General features: G+C 50.9%; 15 protein-coding genes. 5 read left to right on the plus strand and 10 right to left on the minus strand.

Features of this window, described 5'->3' with window-relative positions; all coding sequences use genetic code 11:
• Nucleotides 1-128 precede the first annotated feature (128 nt).
• From cydB to QN379_RS19340, 3 genes are all read left to right on the plus strand, one after another.
• Nucleotides 129-1271, plus strand: a complete 1143-nt coding sequence (gene cydB, locus QN379_RS19330; RefSeq protein ID WP_323507333.1) for a cytochrome d ubiquinol oxidase subunit II — start codon at nt 129-131, stop codon at nt 1269-1271.
• Between the two features lie 77 nt (nt 1272-1348).
• The gene (gene cydX, locus QN379_RS19335) at nt 1349-1519 is read left to right on the plus strand and encodes a cytochrome bd-I oxidase subunit CydX (RefSeq protein ID WP_323507334.1); all 171 of its coding nucleotides are present in this window, start codon (nt 1349-1351) and stop codon (nt 1517-1519) included.
• Between the two features lie 513 nt (nt 1520-2032).
• Nucleotides 2033-3790 carry a cholesterol oxidase substrate-binding domain-containing protein gene (locus QN379_RS19340; protein WP_323507335.1) on the plus strand — a complete coding sequence of 586 codons (1758 nt, stop codon included), beginning with the start codon at nt 2033-2035 and terminating at the stop codon, nt 3788-3790.
• A gap of 365 nt (nt 3791-4155) precedes the next feature.
• Here QN379_RS19340 and mdcH read toward each other — a convergent pair whose 3' ends face one another.
• From mdcH to mdcA, 9 genes are all read right to left on the minus strand, one after another.
• The gene (gene mdcH, locus QN379_RS19345; RefSeq protein WP_323507336.1) at nt 4156-5082 is read right to left on the minus strand and encodes a malonate decarboxylase subunit epsilon; all 927 of its coding nucleotides are present in this window, start codon (nt 5080-5082) and stop codon (nt 4156-4158) included.
• The gene (locus QN379_RS19350; RefSeq protein WP_323507337.1) at nt 5079-5768 is read right to left on the minus strand and encodes a malonate decarboxylase holo-ACP synthase; all 690 of its coding nucleotides are present in this window, start codon (nt 5766-5768) and stop codon (nt 5079-5081) included. The genes mdcH and QN379_RS19350 overlap by 4 nt, the downstream gene beginning before the upstream one ends.
• Before the next feature lie 547 nt (nt 5769-6315).
• Entirely contained in the window at nt 6316-7080 is a 765-nt protein-coding gene (gene madM / locus QN379_RS19355) for a malonate transporter subunit MadM (RefSeq protein WP_322238070.1), read from the minus strand.
• Nucleotides 7081-7092: 12 nt separating this feature from the next.
• On the minus strand, nt 7093-7491 hold the full coding sequence (gene madL / locus QN379_RS19360; protein ID WP_322238069.1) for a malonate transporter subunit MadL: 399 nt from the start codon (nt 7489-7491) through the stop codon (nt 7093-7095).
• Nucleotides 7492-7629: 138 nt separating this feature from the next.
• On the minus strand, nt 7630-8496 hold the full coding sequence (gene mdcE / locus QN379_RS19365; protein WP_323507338.1) for a biotin-independent malonate decarboxylase subunit gamma: 867 nt from the start codon (nt 8494-8496) through the stop codon (nt 7630-7632).
• Nucleotides 8493-9344 (minus strand): biotin-independent malonate decarboxylase subunit beta, encoded by an 852-nt coding sequence (locus QN379_RS19370; RefSeq protein WP_322238067.1) that lies wholly within the window; start codon nt 9342-9344, stop codon nt 8493-8495. The genes mdcE and QN379_RS19370 overlap by 4 nt, the downstream gene beginning before the upstream one ends.
• A gap of 89 nt (nt 9345-9433) precedes the next feature.
• Nucleotides 9434-9745, minus strand: a complete 312-nt coding sequence (locus tag QN379_RS19375; protein ID WP_323507339.1) for a malonate decarboxylase subunit delta — start codon at nt 9743-9745, stop codon at nt 9434-9436.
• A 16-nt stretch (nt 9746-9761) separates the two neighbouring features.
• Nucleotides 9762-10676, minus strand: a complete 915-nt coding sequence (locus QN379_RS19380; protein ID WP_322238065.1) for a triphosphoribosyl-dephospho-CoA synthase — start codon at nt 10674-10676, stop codon at nt 9762-9764.
• On the minus strand, nt 10676-12337 hold the full coding sequence (mdcA, locus tag QN379_RS19385) for a malonate decarboxylase subunit alpha (protein WP_322238064.1): 1662 nt from the start codon (nt 12335-12337) through the stop codon (nt 10676-10678). Before mdcA ends, QN379_RS19380 begins: the two co-directional genes overlap by 1 nt.
• Nucleotides 12338-12598: 261 nt before the next feature.
• On the opposite strand from mdcA, the gene QN379_RS19390 reads away from it, so the two are divergent.
• Entirely contained in the window at nt 12599-13546 is a 948-nt protein-coding gene (locus QN379_RS19390) for a LysR family transcriptional regulator (RefSeq protein WP_322238063.1), read from the plus strand.
• Nucleotides 13547-14057: 511 nt separating this feature from the next.
• Nucleotides 14058-14660, plus strand: a complete 603-nt coding sequence (locus tag QN379_RS19395) for a PEP-CTERM sorting domain-containing protein (RefSeq protein ID WP_322238062.1) — start codon at nt 14058-14060, stop codon at nt 14658-14660.
• Between the two features lie 183 nt (nt 14661-14843).
• Here QN379_RS19395 and pbpC read toward each other — a convergent pair whose 3' ends face one another.
• Nucleotides 14844-17132, minus strand: coding sequence for a penicillin-binding protein 1C (gene pbpC / locus QN379_RS19400; RefSeq protein WP_416348555.1), 2289 nt, complete (start codon nt 17130-17132; stop codon nt 14844-14846).
• Between the last annotated feature and the right edge of the window lie 17 nt (nt 17133-17149).

Raw genomic sequence — 17149 nt, forward strand, 5'->3', positions numbered from 1 at the left:
GCACGACGCGGCCCAAGTAGTCTGCACACGGGCAAATATCATTGGGAGATTCTGGAAAAAATCCAATCGAACACCGCCGTAAAAAATACTGACCGTGACCCTAAACTGGTCATTGAAGGGAAAACGCCATGATTTTCGACTATGAAACATTAAAAATTATTTGGTGGGGTTTTGTCGGTGTGCTATTGGTCGGGTTCGCCTTGACCGGCGGTTTTGACTTTGGCGTCGGTATCATGCTGCCGTTTATCGGCAAGACCGATACCGAACGGCGGGTTGTCATCAACTCTATCGGCAGCACTTGGGAAGGCAATCAAACCTGGTTCATCACCGCTGGCGGCGCGTTGTTCGCAGTATGGCCACTGGTCTACGGAGCGGCTTTTTCCGGATTTTATGTCGCCCTCATGTTATTACTATTTTCCTTATTTTTCCGGCCCGTTGGATTCGACTATCGGAGCAAAATCGCCGATCCGCGCTGGCGCAACTTTTGGGATTGGGGTCTGTTTGCTGGCGGATTAGTGCCCGCACTGATTTTTGGGGTTGCTTTCGGCAATCTATTATTGGGCGTCCCCTTTCATTACGACGACACCATGCGGGTCGAATATATTGGCGGCTTCTTTGGATTACTCAATCCATTTGGCCTATTGTCAGGCGTTCTCAGCATCGCCATGCTGGTCATGCACGGCGCTGGTTTTTTGCAGACTAAAACGGAAGACGTGATCGCACTGCGCGCAAGCAAAATTGCTATCGGCGCAGCTTTGGTCACTATCGTACTGTTCGTCATCGGCGGCTTTTGGATCGCCACCGGCATCCATGGCTATCGCATCACCGCCATGCCAGATGCCAACAGCGCGTTCATGCCAACCGCCAAAACCGTTGTTACAGCTGCGGGTGCCTGGATGGACAACTATACAAAATGGCCGGTAACCTGGGCGTTTCCTGTCATTGCTGTCGTCGCGGCACTCTTGTGCATAATATGTAGTCTAGCTCGAAAGGCATTGCCAGCATTTCTATCGAGCGGTGTCGCGGTGACGTGTATTATTTTAACGGCCGGCACAGCGATGTTTCCATTTGTTATGCCCTCCTCACTCGATCCCGGCAGCAGCTTGACGGTCTGGGATGCAGTTTCAAGTTATAAGACGCTGGGCATTATGTTTTGGGTCGTCGTCATCATGCTGCCGATCATCATTCTATACACCAGTTGGGTATATCGCATCATGCGCGGCAAGGTGACCATTCAGGATATTCACGATAACGAACATACTGCTTATTAATATTGATTGCTAACGTTGGTTACTAACATTCCTTACTCCTATGATTAAAATAGGAGTAAGGAAAAAAAGGAGAAGTTATGTGGTATTTCGCATGGATTTTAGGAGTTGGATTGGCACTCGCCTTCGGCATCATCAACGTGATGTGGCTAGAGTCCAACTATGCATTTGGCAGCCGCGATGAAGACACGACACGTGGACGTTTTGAAGATGCGGCGAAAGAGGAAAAGAGCAAATTGCAAAAAAAATAGTCGATGTCGGCAGAAAAAGCCATCCAAAATGGCGTGCCGACTCCTTGACTCTCTCCACATATCACAATCCTCATCGGATAAGTCGGGATCAATCCGCTTAACTTGCGTGTCCAATAAAAATTGGACACCACATTGGTGGTATACCGCAATAAAAAAACGCTCATATTTCTCCTTCTTTTGATCCCTAAGTAATTCCCCTATTTCCCCTTCACACACCGTCCGTCACGCAACAATCACGCCTATTATTTGATGCGATAGGGACTTGTTCAAACGCGTCCCGCATGACGTGCCAACGCAGACAACAGGCACGTGCACAAGGAAAGCACACCGCCGCTAGTGCGGATTTGCGTAGGTCCTGATGACATGTAAAGAGCACCATTGGGGAGGGTATTAACCATGCGGTAATTTATTCAGAACTACGCCGATTTTCTATCCCTGCTCCGCGTGAAAGTAGCAAGGCTTAGAAAAATTTTGCTCAATTCATGATCAACAAATTATGCAAAGGATTAGAAAATGGATTCAAAAGAAGGCAAAAAAAAAGTGAGGTCAGAGCGTCGAGATTTTTTATTGAGTACCGCCAAAATTGCAACTGTAGGTGCATTGACAGGTTGGCTGCCGCTAGCCCGAATACGTGCCGCGCAGGCAGCGACAAGCAGCGTGCCTGCACATTTTCCACCCGGCATTTCCTTATATAAACAGACCTTTCGAAACTGGGCAGGAGATATCAAGGTCGATGACATCTGGACCTGTTCCCCGCTCAGTCCAGACGATGTGGTCCAGATCGCTAACTGGGCCAAAGATAACGCGTATAAAATTCGTCCCCGTGGCATGATGCACAATTGGTCGCCGTTCAGCATTGCCGCCGACGTGGAGTTTCCAGCCGTGGTAATGCTTGATATGACCGCTCATTTGACCGCAGTCAGCATCGATCAATCGGGTCCGACGCCGCAAGTGACAGCGCAAACTGGCATCACGATGGAGGCGCTGTTGATGGCGTTAGAAAATGCCGGGCTGGGGATGACCGCCACACCCGCACCCGGCGATATAACCCTGGGTGGCGTATTGGCTATTGATGGCCATGGAACAGGTGTACCTGCCAAGGGTGAAAAGCCACTGGCTGGCGGCACTTACGGTTCGGTGGCAAATTTGATCCTGGCGTTGACCGCAGTGGTATATGACGACGACAGCCGCAGTTATGTTTTGAGAGAATTTGTCCGGAGCGATCCAGAGATTGCTGCTTTGCTGGTGCATATCGGCCGTGCATTTATTGTCGAAGTAACTCTGCAAGTATCACAAAATCAGCGCCTTCGCTGCCAGAGCTGGTTCAATATTCCTGCCACTGAATTGTTCGGGCCGGTGGCCTCAAGCGGTCGCTCCTTCTCCAATTTTTTGGATAGTGCCGGGCGCGTCGAAGCAATCTGGTTTCCGTTCACCAGCAAACCTTGGGTAAAGGTCTGGACAGTGTCGCCGAATAAACCTTTTTTATCGCGATTGACGACGCAACCGTTCAATTACACCTTCTCGGACAATATTCCTGATTCGGTGAGTGAGCTGATATATAAAATCGTCACTTTGGGACAGGGAGGAATGACGCCGTCTTATGGCAATGTTCAATACGCCGCCGCGTCGGCAGGGTTGGTGACGACGGTTTCGTGGGATTTATGGGGATGGTCGAAGAATCTTTTGTTATACGTTCGGCCCACTACATTGCATGTCACTGCCAACGGGTATGCAGTGCTGACCAAGCGTGAAAATGTTCAGCGTGTGATCAACGAGTTCACGACGTTTTATCAGAATCGTCTTGCTGCATACCAACAAATGCATCGCTTTCCGATGAATGGTCCGGTCGAGATACGCGTTACCGGTCTGGATAATCCGAATGACGTTCCTTCTTCGAACGGCGTATCGCCTATTCTTTCCGCATTGCGTCCACGCCCGGATCGCCCTGAGTGGGATACAGCTGTCTGGCTCGATATTCTGACCTTCCCAGGTACGCCATATGCGAATCGGTTTTATCGGGAGATCGAACAATGGATAAACGCCAACTACAGCGGCAGTTACGCCAGCGTGCGTCCAGAATGGTCAAAAGGATGGGGATACTCGGACCAATCGGCCTGGTCGGACCCTCTCGCGCTGCAGACCACGGTTCCAAATACCTTCAGAGTGGGGCAGTCGTCCGCAAGCAATTGGGACACGGCCAAAGCAGGTTTGAGTAAGCACGATCCGTATCGCATTTTCTCATCAGCATTGCACGATAGTTTAAGTATTTAGCCTGAATGTTTTACAAACAAGGGTAACGTCCACATAGCTGAAATTTCCGTCACATCGACGAAAATAGCCAAAAGCGGTACTTTTTTTCGTTGCGCAATGCGTCGTTTGCGCAACGTTTTTTTATTCTTCATCACTGCTGTCATTTTCAACAGACGGAATGCACATCATGCAGAAGTAGACTGCTCTAACCGTACCGCGTACCGACCCTGAGCGTCCATTCAGACGATGGATATGCGGACGCAAGCCCAGTGGGATGCAGTTATCGTATTTAAGGGTGAAGTGCAGTTTGGATCCAAGACGTTATTGTGGAATTTACCGCCACCAAACAAAGCGCCTCAACAATAAATACGACCTATATTTTTAAATCAACCACGCTCACGTGCAACCAACGCCAGCAACGTATCGAGGCGATTATTTTCACAGGCAATCGCCAAACCCTCTGTGAACAAAGGCGTCGTCAGATTGGTTAATACCGTCCCGCTCGGCATCTCTATTGCTAGGCGCGCACCGCGTTCCCATCCCAGTCTTGCTGTCTCCGACCAGTGCACTTGCGTTGCCATATTGTTGGCGAGATCGCTGGCGATCATTGTCGGATCGAAGAGCGCCCTTGTGGCGCTGGCACTCAGATACGTCAGTGTTGGTCGACTGACTTTTACACTAGAAAAAGCATCTTGCATATCAAGCGCAGCCGGATTGAATAGTTCACAGTGGGAGGGAACGTTCACCGCTAGCCGCACTGCGCTGGTCGCACCTGATACCAACGCCAGAGTCATCACTGATTGCATCGCTTCCTCCGAACCGGAGATGACGTTCTGTCTTGGCCCATTCAAATTAGCGAGATAAACGGGGGTTTTTGTCGAATGAATATTCGCAATAATGGGAGCGAGTTGATAACGATCGATTCCACTGATCGCCGCCATGCCATAGCCCACTGGATAGGCGCTCTCCATCAAGTGACCGCGCCGCTGTACCAGCCGCACCGCATCATCGAAATTGAGAATACCGGCAACAACGGCTGCTGGATATGCGCCTATCGATAAGCCGGCCACCATATCCGGTCCCGCATGATGCGCTACAAAAACACGTGCCATGGCGACGCCCGCGATGAGCAAGCAAAGCTGTACTGCGTAGGTTGATGTCAGCGCTGCGGCGGTATCGAGCAGCAAAGGATCACTACCAAGGACGATGCAGGCTTCTTCCAGCGTGCGCAATACTTCTGGCTCGCGAGGAAGCGCGTGTAGCATGCCGGATCTTTGTGCGCCCTGCCCGGGAAACGTGAACAGCACGCTCATGGCAGGCGGTGAGTATCGAGTTGATGACTTTCTGACCACGGATCAGCGGTCAGAACAGGACCGTTACCGGTTTTCAGCAAAATGGTCTTGCGACCAGCCGCCCATTCAGCAAAAGCGAAGCCGCCCGAACCGGTATCGATTTGCAAATCAATACGGCACATTTGAGAATCAAGTATATCTTGCAATAAGGACATTTTTTCGGGAGATATCGGTGACGGTGCATGCAAAACAATATCCAGATCGCTTTCATCCCGCAAGACAGACAATCCCGTTGCCAGCGCAAAGCCTACGCTGCCGGTCGGTCCCCAATGCAAACCCATATTGGTCAGAGAAGATGCCATACTGGCCAATGTCTTCACTGCGGGAAACGCGCCAAATTGCGAGTGAATATTCCACGCTTCGGTCTGCACCAAAAACTCGGGCTGCACGCAATGTTTTATCGCATCTACCGATAGCAGCGCCTTAAAGCGTTCGCTCCGTGTTGTGCCACGCAAACCCACCGGCAGCCATGCGCAATCAGTAACAGTTTCGCGGCGTATCACCACCGGCGCAACAGCCAACCACTCGGCGGTTGCCCAGGTTGGTAACAACTGATCCGTCGCGAGTCCTTCCACCCCGGTGATCCATAACAGATCATGCGGTCGCGGTGTGGTCTTGCTTCCATTGTGAGTAATTTGGTTTGGCATCACAACAATTAGGCGATCAGTGGAATGAATGAAAAGATGAATCAGTCGTTTTTACCCCAACCGTATAAAAATACGATTGGGGTAATCTAAGACAATATATATTTCATACTTGGTTGTATTGACATTCTAATGTTGATTTAAAAATTACTTAATAGAATTTATTGCTACGGTTTCGGTTCGTCGATAATTGAAACGGTTGGTACTCCGTGGATGCTGATCGGGGGTGGCCCGATAGCCAGTCACTTTTTCTTGCTTCGCCAAGATAAAGTAACCAAAAAGAAGGCGACCGCAGAGGCGCTGCCCTCCCGTTGGTCGGGGCCCCAAGTGTTTTAGTCATCATGCGGGTTGAGAAACCAACTCGCCTTTGGCTCAAACATGTTTCCCAACAATTCCCGCCTGATGACTAAAACATTTGGCAGCGCCAATGACGGGTAGGTCAACAACAGCCTTCATATTGGATATGATTTAGTTGTACTAACCTCATCTATAAGCTTTATATGTCAATACGCTCTCGCTTGATGGCTACTTTAATTCTTAATTCCTGACTCTACCCCATCAAAGCTTTGACCGCAAAATATAACACTGATGGACCAAGCAGACAGCCGATACCGGTATGGAATGTCGCCACCAGCGCACCATACGGAACCAGACGTCGGTCGGTCGCCGCTAATCCTGCGGAGACCCCACTTACCGTGCCAGCCAGACCGCCAAATACCATTGCCGATCGTGGTGTTTTGAGACCTAAAAAACGTGCAGCAATTGGAGTCCCAACCATGACCATGATGGCTTTGAGCAGGCCGGTAGCAATGCTCAATGCCATCACGTCAGAACTAGCACCTATCGCTGCGCCAGTAACGGGGCCGACAATGTAAGTGATCGCGCCCGCCCCAATAGTGGTCATGCTAACCGCATCGGAATAGCCAAAAGCATAGGCGACGCTGGCACCGACTATAAACGGCACGATCGTCCCAAGAAGCAATGACACCACGCCGATCAAACCGGCTTTGCGCGCCTCGGTCGCCTGTACTTCAAATGCGGTTGCGACGATGGCAAAATCACGCAACATGGCACCGCCCATCAGGCCGATTCCACTAAAAAGAGAAATATCTGCTAATCCCTTTTCGCCGCCGGTATGCAGGCCGCCCCAATACGCCAGCACGAGGCCAATGAGAATCGCAAAGGCTGATCCATGCACGCGACCGAAAGTCAGCTTGCGCGAAATATAACCGGATATCAGCACGATGATACCAACTACAGCAAAGGCGGTAATCAATCCATTCTGTTGCAACGCTTTTTCAAAAATTGCTAGCATGATGTCTCCCCTTTAAGCCGCTGGCACTGGTTCAACTGCAAAGGGATCTGTATCGGTCTGAGGTTCCATCCGATTGATCAGCGAAATACAGCAAGCGCAAAGAGCAACGGCACCAAATGCCGAAATCAGCGCTACCGGACCGCCGCGCAACGCAGCAACTACATTTTGTTGTGCCGCCATCGCCACCACTACAGGGATATACATAGCCGACCAAAAGCCGACACCGGCCTCCGTTGGCTTTGGTAAAAGTCCACGTGGTTGCATATATAGTCGAGCGAAAATGAGCAGCAGCATAGCGATACCGACACCACCGACGTTGGTTTTGACGCCGATCAAATGTCCCAACAAATCGCCCAGAAAGATACCGAGCAAATGGCAAATGGCTAATAAAGCCGTTCCATAAATAATCATGTTTGTCTCCTTAAATAATTTCAGTATTGGTCTGAATTAGCTACACGCTGATGGCAGCCCTTGACCTGCATTTTGCACAAAGTATTTTTATATTTATCTATTTGGACAGATTGAAAATAGGCTGGTGTGTTTTTCCAGTTACGGTCGGTCTCCCTTCCACTGCGCACGTAACATCTCGCGCACCTTTGCTGAGGCTTGCCTATTTTTTGCGTTCAAACGGCTGCTGAGATCCCTGACAGGATCGGATGTAATACTTTCGAGTGCCGCTTGCAAGCTTTGCTGCACTATCTTCAATTCTTCAACAGAGGGATTATCGGGATGTTGCAACGTCAAACTTTGCGACAATAATCCCAACGATGCGAAGCTTTTGATGTCATAAGCCATGGGCGGAATTTTGGCTGCAAAGGCTTCCATTGCTTCAACTGAACGCAATGTAATCCGCGCCGCCGATGCTTTACCCATGGCGTGCACCATCACTTCAGGATCATCGATCGCTATCAATCGATTGGCTTGATAGCCGTGGGCTAGAAATGCGCCGGACATGGCCTTGCCGACTATCAGACCGATAACAGGATGACCCGCCAGTCGCGCACTGGCATATGCGCCCGCTGCGCCCGCCAAGGCCTGATGGATACCGTATGCCTCCTCTCGCCGACCATAAGCTTGACTAGCAACGTCAATGACGGCGACGATAGGCGTTTTTGTATGGTTGGCATGATCGGCATCAATCACTTCTTGCACAGCACGGCCCAATTGCCAGCCTTCGACCAGTCCAACCTCGCCGTTGCGAACGCGGGGAAAGCGGTTTTCAGGATCGGGTACGACAGCGATGTAACGTGCGCGCTGTCCAGCAAGATCTGCATCGGCGACTAGTACGGAAGCAGCATAGCCAGGATTAATCGGCGCATTATTGGTCAGTTTTTGAAACCAGATCAAGCCGCGACTATGCGTTCTATCCGTTCTATGCGTTGCTGGCGACTCTTCTAACTGGACGACTGCTTTCATGATGACAATCCCTTCTGATAAATATTGCGCACCATTTCCGGCGTCGCTTGCAGACTGGCATCGACACTGTCCAGGCAGGCCAGAAAATCCTGATAGCGTTCGCTACGATTTTTTGCAGGTCGGCCGCGTGCAATCAAATCTCTCACGGTGGTCCGCATCAAAGCGCTGTCATCGTCAATGCAAGCGTCAACCAGACCCGAGTGATAACGTTGCTCACCGCCGGTAAAACTCCAGATGAATGGCCTGTCGCGAGAGTCGTACTCTGCGATTCCAGCTTCCTGTTCGATCACGGCGGGGCCATTCAATCCGACTCTTGCATCTTGTGTCACGACCAGATAACTGCACAACGCGGCGGCAATAGACATACCGCCGAAGCAACCAACCGTGCCAGCTGAAATACCGATCACTGGTTGGTAGCGGCGCAGATCAACAATCCCAGAATGAATATCGGCAATTGCGGCAAGACCCAGATTGGCCTCTTGCAATCGCACACCGCCGGTTTCAAAAAGAATCACGGCACCGGTCGGAATCCCGTTGCGATTGTCTTCCGCTGCTAATTCCAACGCTCCGGCTATCTTGGCACCGCCAACTTCGCCCATGCTACCGCCCTGAAATGCACCTTCAATCGCGAGCACCAAATACGGTTGACCGTCGAAGGTTCCTTTGGCGACCACTACGCCATCGTCCGATTGCGTCACCACGCCTTGCATTGCCAGCCAGGGAGAAGTCATCCGATCAAACGGGCCGATCAGTTCGCGCATCGAACCGGCATCCAGCAGCGCGCGCGCACGGTCACGTGCTGTCAGTTCAATAAAGCTGTCGCGCTTTAATAGTTGTTCTATGTTCATCTGGTCCTTACCTTTATATACCTTCGCGTAGCGGTCATCGAGGGTTGGGCATTCATCATTACGGCGCCAAAAGCGCACCTTGCAATGACTCAAACTTGTCTGAGTTCTTCAAACGCCTGTTCAATGCGTAACCGCACTACTCCCGGCGTTGCGCCAAAATCATTAATGTCGATCTTCATGGCGGGCAATAACGCTGCCGTGAAAATACGTCGCAATAATGCTTCCCATACGTTGTTCATGCCATCCACCGAAGTATTGACCTGGATCGTGGTGATGCCGGTTCGATTTGAAACGTGCGGGGGTTCGATCAATACTTCCAGGTCACCTGAACCAACCACTCCGGTCAACACCCTTGCCGTGGCTGGATCACCAGCGGCAAATTCATACGAAATCTTTTCCATTTGTTGTCTCTTTTTTTCAGGTTCGTGCTGGAAATTCTTTTTTCAATTGATCCAGGAATAAGGCTGCCGCTAACAGATCGGCTGCACCACCCGGAGAAATATGGCGTTCAAGCAACTCAGCTTCAAACGCTTGCAGGCACGCTTTTCCTTCCAGACTGCCAGCGCCGCCTAATCGCAATACTGTGTGCGCGCCGGTTTGTATCGCGACTAACGCCTCTAACCCGCCGCGTGACAGCACGCAAGTGTCGTCAAGTTTGGCAATAATCGCAAGTAATGCATTGAGCCGTGCGGCGTCTTCGCCCTCACCACGAATGCGCCAGTAGTTGAGTGCGGGTAACGCAACATCGATTACGTGAGGAAACCCCGCTTGCGCCTGTGCCCGTGCACCGCCGACACCGTAAGTGCGACAAGCCTGCTCACCCTTGTTGCCGGTAACAATCGGTGAAAACTGATCATGATAGCGGGCCATCATCGCTGCACGCGACGCCACTGCACTAGCCGTTAACGCCTGCCGATCCTGTGCCGCCGCCGTCACTAGCAAGCCAAGCGCCCAGATCGCGCCACGGTGCGTATTCACGCCACCCGTCGCCGCCATCATCTGCATCTCGCCGTCACGCCCGATACGACCGATCTCTTCACGTAATCGGCTGGGATCGGTGATCGTCTCACCGGCAACTGCCATCGCATAAAAAGTGGGATGCAACACCCAAGCGGAATGACACATCAAGCCCCAGTTCAGATCACGATGCGCACCACGACTGCGCATGTCGACCAAACCGGGTTTTGGTGTCAGCGTTACCTCATCGACCAATGCCGACACCACCAGATCTGCGAGACGTTCGGCGAATGTTTTCTCCACTACAACTGATCCCGCCTTGGGGCGGTTGTCGGAGATTGTCGACAAATGTGTGAGGTCAGCGATGGCAATCATTACCAGCTCCTGAATTTTGCTGGCGGGTCATACAGCCCATCCGACCATGTCACCAGGTCGGCAACACTCTTTGCCGCCAAAAGTGAGCGCGTGGCTTCATTACGATTGACGCCCATATCTTCCGGCAGCGCAATCAGACCATCTCTACGTAATTTTGCCGTCGTCGCCGGATCGTGATGCATGCCGATCGGCGTCACGCCTGCCACCGCCGCTACCATCGCCTTGCGCTCTTCCAGCGAGCGCGCTTTATACAGATAGGCGATGCCTTCTTCGGTCAACACGTGCGTCACGTCATCGCCATAAATCATGATCGGCGCAATCGGCATCCCCGACTCTTTACCAACTGCGACCGCATCTAGCGTTTCCACAATGGTCGGCTGACCGCCACCCTGGAACGTCTCGACCATTTGCACAACCAGTTTTTTGCCGCGTGCCAATGGATCATCGGTTTCGATCAGATCGAGCCAAGCCGGAGTGGGATGACGTCGACCGCCAGGATCGTGGCCCATATTCGGTGCGCCGCCAAAGCCGGTCAAACGACCACGCGTCACAGTGGACGAATTAGCCAGACCATCCATTTGCAGCGTCGACCCAATAAACAGATCAACCGCATATTGCCCCGCTAATTGGCACAAAGCCCGGTTGGAACGCATCGAACCATCCTTGCCCGTAAAAAATACGTCGGGTCTTGCCGCAACATAATTTTCCATCCCAAGCTCGCCACCAAAACAATGGACGCTTTCAACCCAACCGGACTCAATCGCCGGGATCAACGTTGGATGTGGATTTAATGTCCAGTTTTTGCAAATTTTTCCTTTAAGCCCTAATTTTTCACCATAAGTCGGCAAAATCAATTCAATCGCGGCAGTATTGAAACCGATGCCGTGATTCAGCGATTGCACCTGATGGCGCTCGTACACGCCTCGAATCGCCATCATCGCCATCAACACATGCACCGGTTTAATCAGGCGCGGGTCTCTTGTAAACAAAGGTTCAAGAAAAAATGGCTTGTCGGCCTGGACCACAAAATCAATCCATGACCCGGGAATATCAACACGCGGCAGATCAGCAGGATCGTCGACTATTTCATTAACTTGCGCGATGACTATACCGTCGCGGAAGGCTGCCGCCTCGACCAATGCCGGCGTATCTTCCGTACTTGATCCGGTGTATAGATTGCCCTGACGATCGGCTTTAAAACCAGCGACCATCACGACATTTGGCGATAGATCAACATACAGTCGCGCGTACAACTCAACGTAAGTATGGATCGCGCCAACTTCTAAAACGCCATCCTGCAACAACTGCGATATCCGCAAACTTTGTGCACCGGCAAACGCAAAATCGAGCTTGCGAGCGATGCCGCGCTCAAACAAATCAAGATGTTCAGGCAGACTGACACTCGGCATAATCAGATGCAGATTGCTTACTTTGGTCGGATCTATTTTGACCAGCGAACGGGCAAGAAAATCGGCCTGCTTCTGGTTATTTCCCTCAAGCACAACACGATCTCCGGAAGAGATCAGGGCGTGTAGCGCGGGTACGATATCGGCGGTTCGCAGAACGGGGCCATCAGCCAGATGTGCTACTAAGGCGAGGCGACGGTGTTTTTCAATACGGCGTTTGCTCCACTGCGGGTCAAGCTTTCGTTGGGCTTGCATCTTTGCTCCAGCATTCAGTCATCGTGTTAGAGACATTAGTCCACTGCACGCTGCACTTCAATCAACTTTAAAGTGATTTTATTACTCTGACAGTAATGAATTCACGTTAATATGGCTCTAGCAGCATGGCACATTAATCAATAAAAAAACGATGAATATAAATCATCTTTAACGCCGAAATGACTCCGCATCCACCCAGTCACGGTGGTGCCGAACTTAAGCAAATATGGTGCGCATAACTAGCGCTCAAAAGGATCAAATATGGCGATCGATGAATCTATAACAATCAAGAAACTGGAAGTTTTTCTGGCCTTTATGAAGCTTAATAATATGGCTCGGGTTTCTGAATTGTTAGGTCAAAGCACTGTCAGCGTGCATCGCTCTTTACACTCGCTGGAGGAGGCGATGCGTTGCCCGCTTTTTAAACGTGAAGGCCGCAGCCTGATTCCATTGCAAAGCGCTTACACGTTTGCCGAATACGCACAGCGTGTAATCAATGAAGTCGAAGAAGGTATCCGAAAAGTCCAAGAGGCGGCCGGTTTTAACGCCACCCGCCTGAAGATAGGATCACTCTATTCGCTCACATTGCGCTGTATTCCCCAACTGATGATTGGATTGAAACTGCGTAAGCCTGCACTGGATATCGATTTGACGCTGGGTTCCAACCGCGATCTGATACAACAGCTTGCGGATGGGCGGCTTGATGCAATCGTTATCGGTTTGCACGAACAAAGTGACCTTAACAACCCCGACGATAGTCAGGCGTTGGTGGCGGTTCCACTGTTCGATGATGATGTCTTTTTGGCCGCGCCCCTACACTCACCCTATGCCGGTCAGAAGCGGGTGAATTTACAGGATCTACGGGACGAAAAATTTGTAACATTGACAGAAGGCTTTGTTACGTCGCAAGACTTTGCGGCGTGCTTTGAACGAGCAGGTTTTACGCCGAATATTAGTATGCGGGTGCAGGATATTTTTTCGCTGATCAATCTGGTCAGCGGTGGTATCGGTTATAGCCTGTTGCCGGGACGCGTGGGCAAATTCAGTTCGCATATTCAGCTTATCGCGCTGGAATCAAAGTACGGAGCCAGACAACGCATCACTTTGTTACTACCGAAAAGTCGGGAACGCGATCCCAACTTATTGGCGCTGGCCGCTGAATGTCGGATGTATGGGCGGCATGATGGAAAAAGTGAGGGCTTTTTTTAGAATTTTGTCGCGTTTAACTGATCCCGACGTATTAATTAGGAGTCAATTTCAATTAACGGAAAATGTCGGTAATTTTTACACAGCAGGCCTCAAGCCAATGTAAAAACTTGCGTTTCAAAATGTTGATCGTGTGAAGTTAGTCGTTATAAATTTCCACCCGACAATGTGTCGTCGTAGTCAACGCACTGATATGCCTAAACCGAGAGGCCATCGAATACCACTAAAAGAATGCTCGGAAACGATTGCAAACCCTTACTGGCAAAGGGTTGCGGTGTGGAAGACGGCTTTAGAGTATCGCCATTATTTTTCCGACGGCATAACGAACCTGCTTGCTATCGGATTTCCCGGCAGCAAGGCAACCTACCCGACCTAGGGCGGTAAATTCTATTGATCATTTTCACGGCACGATATTTGCTTTAGTAAAAGCAACAATACGTTGGTATGTGGCGCTGCTTAGACAGGCACCTTCCTGCTTGAAAACAAATTGAAATAACCGACTTTAGGAAACCGAATGAAACTGACAACCAACATTGCATACATACTGATCGCTGGCCTATTCGCCGCATCTGCAGCGCAAGCTACTCCGACTGCGTATTCGAATATTGGCACCATCAATCCGGTAAACTATACATTTACCGCTGCCAGCACAGGCGACATAATGGCGTATTTCGCCGGATCAACTGCCGGTTACGATAATACTTTGGGCTTGTTGGTAAACGGCATCGATACCGGCATCAATGGCTTGGACGATCATACTTCTGTCTACGGCCAACAATTGAATTTTGGCAATGTAAATGCTGGTGATGTACTCACATTCAAGCTCAACGTTTTGAGTACCGGCAATACTTGGTATTCGAATCGTGCCTTAAATAGCGATCAAACAAATCATATTTATTCGAACAGCTATGCCGGCGATATCCAAATCCCAGCCGGAACCTATGTCGCTTTCGAAGATGTTCGAATCCCAGGTGCCGACTTGAATTATCACGATGAAAACTTCGTCTTCACCAATGTTCAGGCGTCTAACGCTGTGCCGGTGCCAGCAACTACGTTGCTGATGGGCTTGGGCTTGCTTGCCATGAGTGTGTTCGCTAAGCGCAAGACTCAGGAATAAAGTCAAATCGCCGGTTGACGCGATCTGTCAGGGACAGCCTTGATCGGCGCATCGTAATAGCCGCATTTGCGGCTATTAGATTTTTATCCTTCCCTTGTACGCGATCAAAAGAGATGTCTATCTTGATGTCCATTTGGCCTTGGCGATCCATTTACCAATGGTCGCAAAATCAACGCTGCTAAATTAGCGGTTTTTTGTCTTTTGTGCGGATTTCTGTTCCAACTCTTTTTCTACCGCACCACGTACCTCAAATTTAACCTGATCGACCACCACATTTTTGCTATCCAGTAATTCCAACGTATGTCTGCCCGGCCACGGCATCCAGTCCAGGGCAATCTGGTGACTTTGGTCCGTTGCGAATTTGTGGCTATTTTTGCTCGATAGGTTAGCTGTTTTCAACACGGCGTTGGGTGAAGCCAGCAACTTTCCATCTAGTCGCCACGACCCGCTGGTTAACCCATCTGCCGCAAAACGTACGCGTTGCCGTTGCGGTGGAATATCGGGATCCAATGCCACTAACATACCAGGTGTCGGATAGCGTATCGCGATGCTGATATCGTCGGATTTGGCGGTCGTCATCACACTTTGCTCTGTACCGGCCATAAAATACTCTTTACGTGGCGCTTCAATCTTGTCTTGATAACGAATAGTTTGTTCGACTACTCCTTCAGGTCTCTGCGGTATCCGTTGCCGCGTTTGCTGACGCGTATGCAAGTATTGCATGACCTCTTGCCAGATTGGCGCTGCGCCAGTGACGCCGGAGACATCCCACATCGGCAAACCTGATGCATTGCCAACCCAAACGCCGACCGTGTAGCGATCCGAGTAACCGACGGCCCAGTTATCGCGCATATCTTTGGATGTGCCGGTTTTGACTGCGGCCCACACCCTGGTTGAAAGCGCACTCTCCAGACCGAAGGTACGGCTGCGCGCGCTGCGATCAGACAGAATATCGCCGATGATAAAGGATGCATCGGGACGCATCACTTTACGCATTTTTACCGGCGGATCGTTCAGCGCGGTACGTACGCCGCTGTATTGGCCTTGGTTGGCAAGCGCACGATAGGCATTGGTGAGCGCCAGCAAGCTGACATCGGCACTACCGAGTGCGAGACTGTAGCCGTAAAAATCGCCCGATTCACGTAGACCAAAGCCAAGTTGTTGCAGGCGATCAAAAAATGCCGTTGGCGTCACCGTCACCAAGGTCCGCACAGCGGGAATATTCAATGATGAACCCAGCGCAGTGCGCACACTGACCAGACCTTTAAATTGCTTATCGTAATTTTGGGGAATATATAAACCACTGGCAGTCGGCAAATTAATCGGCGCATCGTCCAGAATCGATGCGGCGGTCATCCATTTTTTCTCTATCGCCAATTCATATAAAAACGGTTTTAAGGTCGATCCAGCCTGACGCAACGCCACCACACCGTCAACCGCGGCAGCGTTCGAAAACGATCCGCTTGATCCAACCCATGCCAAGACGTCGCCGCTGGCATTGTCGATCACGACGATGGCGCCGTCTTCGATATTACGCTCAACCAATGACGCCATCTGCCGCCTTAGCGCATCATTGGCAAACCGTTGCACGCCCGCATCCAATGTGGAGCGCACCGATTGGCCGGGTGTTTTTAGTAATTTACGGGCAAGATGAGGCGCTAATTGCGGCGCAGTCGTGGTCACAATGACTTCCGAATTGGAGCCAGTTCGGGCCAGTGCCAACAAGGTGAAACCCGCCAATCCCTTGCATTCCGATGCAGCGTTCTGATCGGTCAAGATGCGACAGGCGCGTTCTGCGACACGTGCTGGTGTTGCATTAGGGCCGCGAATGAGCGCTACTGCAATCGCTGCTTCACGCTGATTTAAACCACTCGGATGCTTGTCGAACAAAACGCGGGACAAGGCGTGCATGCCGACTAACTCACCCCTAAAACTGACCCGATTTAAATAGGCCTCAAGAATTTGATCTTTGCGCCAGCGATGTTCCAATAATTGGGCCACAACGACTTGCGACATTTTTTGGCGGATCGTACGCGGCGCATTGCGGCGACGTAAATCGTCGTCCAGCAATCCCGCTAATTGCATCGTAATAGTCGATGCGCCACGGGTTCTGCTATTCCATAGATTGCCCCACGCGGCGGCGGCAACGGCACTCCAGTCAACACCGCTGTGCGCATAAAAACGTTTATCTTCGGACGCTATCAATGCATTTCGTAAAGCGGGTGAAACGTCTTCTATACCCACCCATGACAAACGTCGCTCGTTCGGATTCAAGCGGATTTGCTGTAATAACGCACCTTTGCGGTCGAGCAAGTTTGCCTCGGAGGTGCGGAACTCCTGCTGCACCTCATTAAAAGTTTGCAAGGCGTGAACCGGCGCGGTGCTGAATCCCAGCATCAATACAGCAGCCATTGATAGCCGCCCCAGACATGGTGAAGCTTTTGTACGCAGACAAAGGTTAGCTGGCGACATTATCGCTTCCCCCATCC

The organism is Glaciimonas sp. Gout2, from assembly GCF_035018905.1.
Classification (GTDB): domain Bacteria; phylum Pseudomonadota; class Gammaproteobacteria; order Burkholderiales; family Burkholderiaceae_D; genus Glaciimonas.

Coding starts and splice junctions, on each gene's coding strand:
- pbpC (WP_416348555.1), bottom strand. CDS start 17,132: ATGTCGCCAGCTAACCTTTGTCTGCGTACAAAAGCTTCACCATGTCTG.
- QN379_RS19350 (WP_323507337.1), bottom strand. CDS start 5,768: ATGCCAAACCAAATTACTCACAATGGAAGCAAGACCACACCGCGACCG.
- mdcA (WP_322238064.1), bottom strand. CDS start 12,337: ATGCAAGCCCAACGAAAGCTTGACCCGCAGTGGAGCAAACGCCGTATT.
- QN379_RS19380 (WP_322238065.1), bottom strand. CDS start 10,676: ATGATTGCCATCGCTGACCTCACACATTTGTCGACAATCTCCGACAAC.
- cydX (WP_323507334.1), top strand. CDS start 1,349: ATGTGGTATTTCGCATGGATTTTAGGAGTTGGATTGGCACTCGCCTTC.
- mdcE (WP_323507338.1), bottom strand. CDS start 8,496: ATGAAAGCAGTCGTCCAGTTAGAAGAGTCGCCAGCAACGCATAGAACG.
- QN379_RS19390 (WP_322238063.1), top strand. CDS start 12,599: ATGGCGATCGATGAATCTATAACAATCAAGAAACTGGAAGTTTTTCTG.
- madL (WP_322238069.1), bottom strand. CDS start 7,491: ATGATTATTTATGGAACGGCTTTATTAGCCATTTGCCATTTGCTCGGT.
- QN379_RS19375 (WP_323507339.1), bottom strand. CDS start 9,745: ATGGAAAAGATTTCGTATGAATTTGCCGCTGGTGATCCAGCCACGGCA.
- madM (WP_322238070.1), bottom strand. CDS start 7,080: ATGCTAGCAATTTTTGAAAAAGCGTTGCAACAGAATGGATTGATTACC.
- mdcH (WP_323507336.1), bottom strand. CDS start 5,082: ATGAGCGTGCTGTTCACGTTTCCCGGGCAGGGCGCACAAAGATCCGGC.
- QN379_RS19340 (WP_323507335.1), top strand. CDS start 2,033: ATGGATTCAAAAGAAGGCAAAAAAAAAGTGAGGTCAGAGCGTCGAGAT.
- cydB (WP_323507333.1), top strand. CDS start 129: ATGATTTTCGACTATGAAACATTAAAAATTATTTGGTGGGGTTTTGTC.
- QN379_RS19395 (WP_322238062.1), top strand. CDS start 14,058: ATGAAACTGACAACCAACATTGCATACATACTGATCGCTGGCCTATTC.
- QN379_RS19370 (WP_322238067.1), bottom strand. CDS start 9,344: ATGAACATAGAACAACTATTAAAGCGCGACAGCTTTATTGAACTGACA.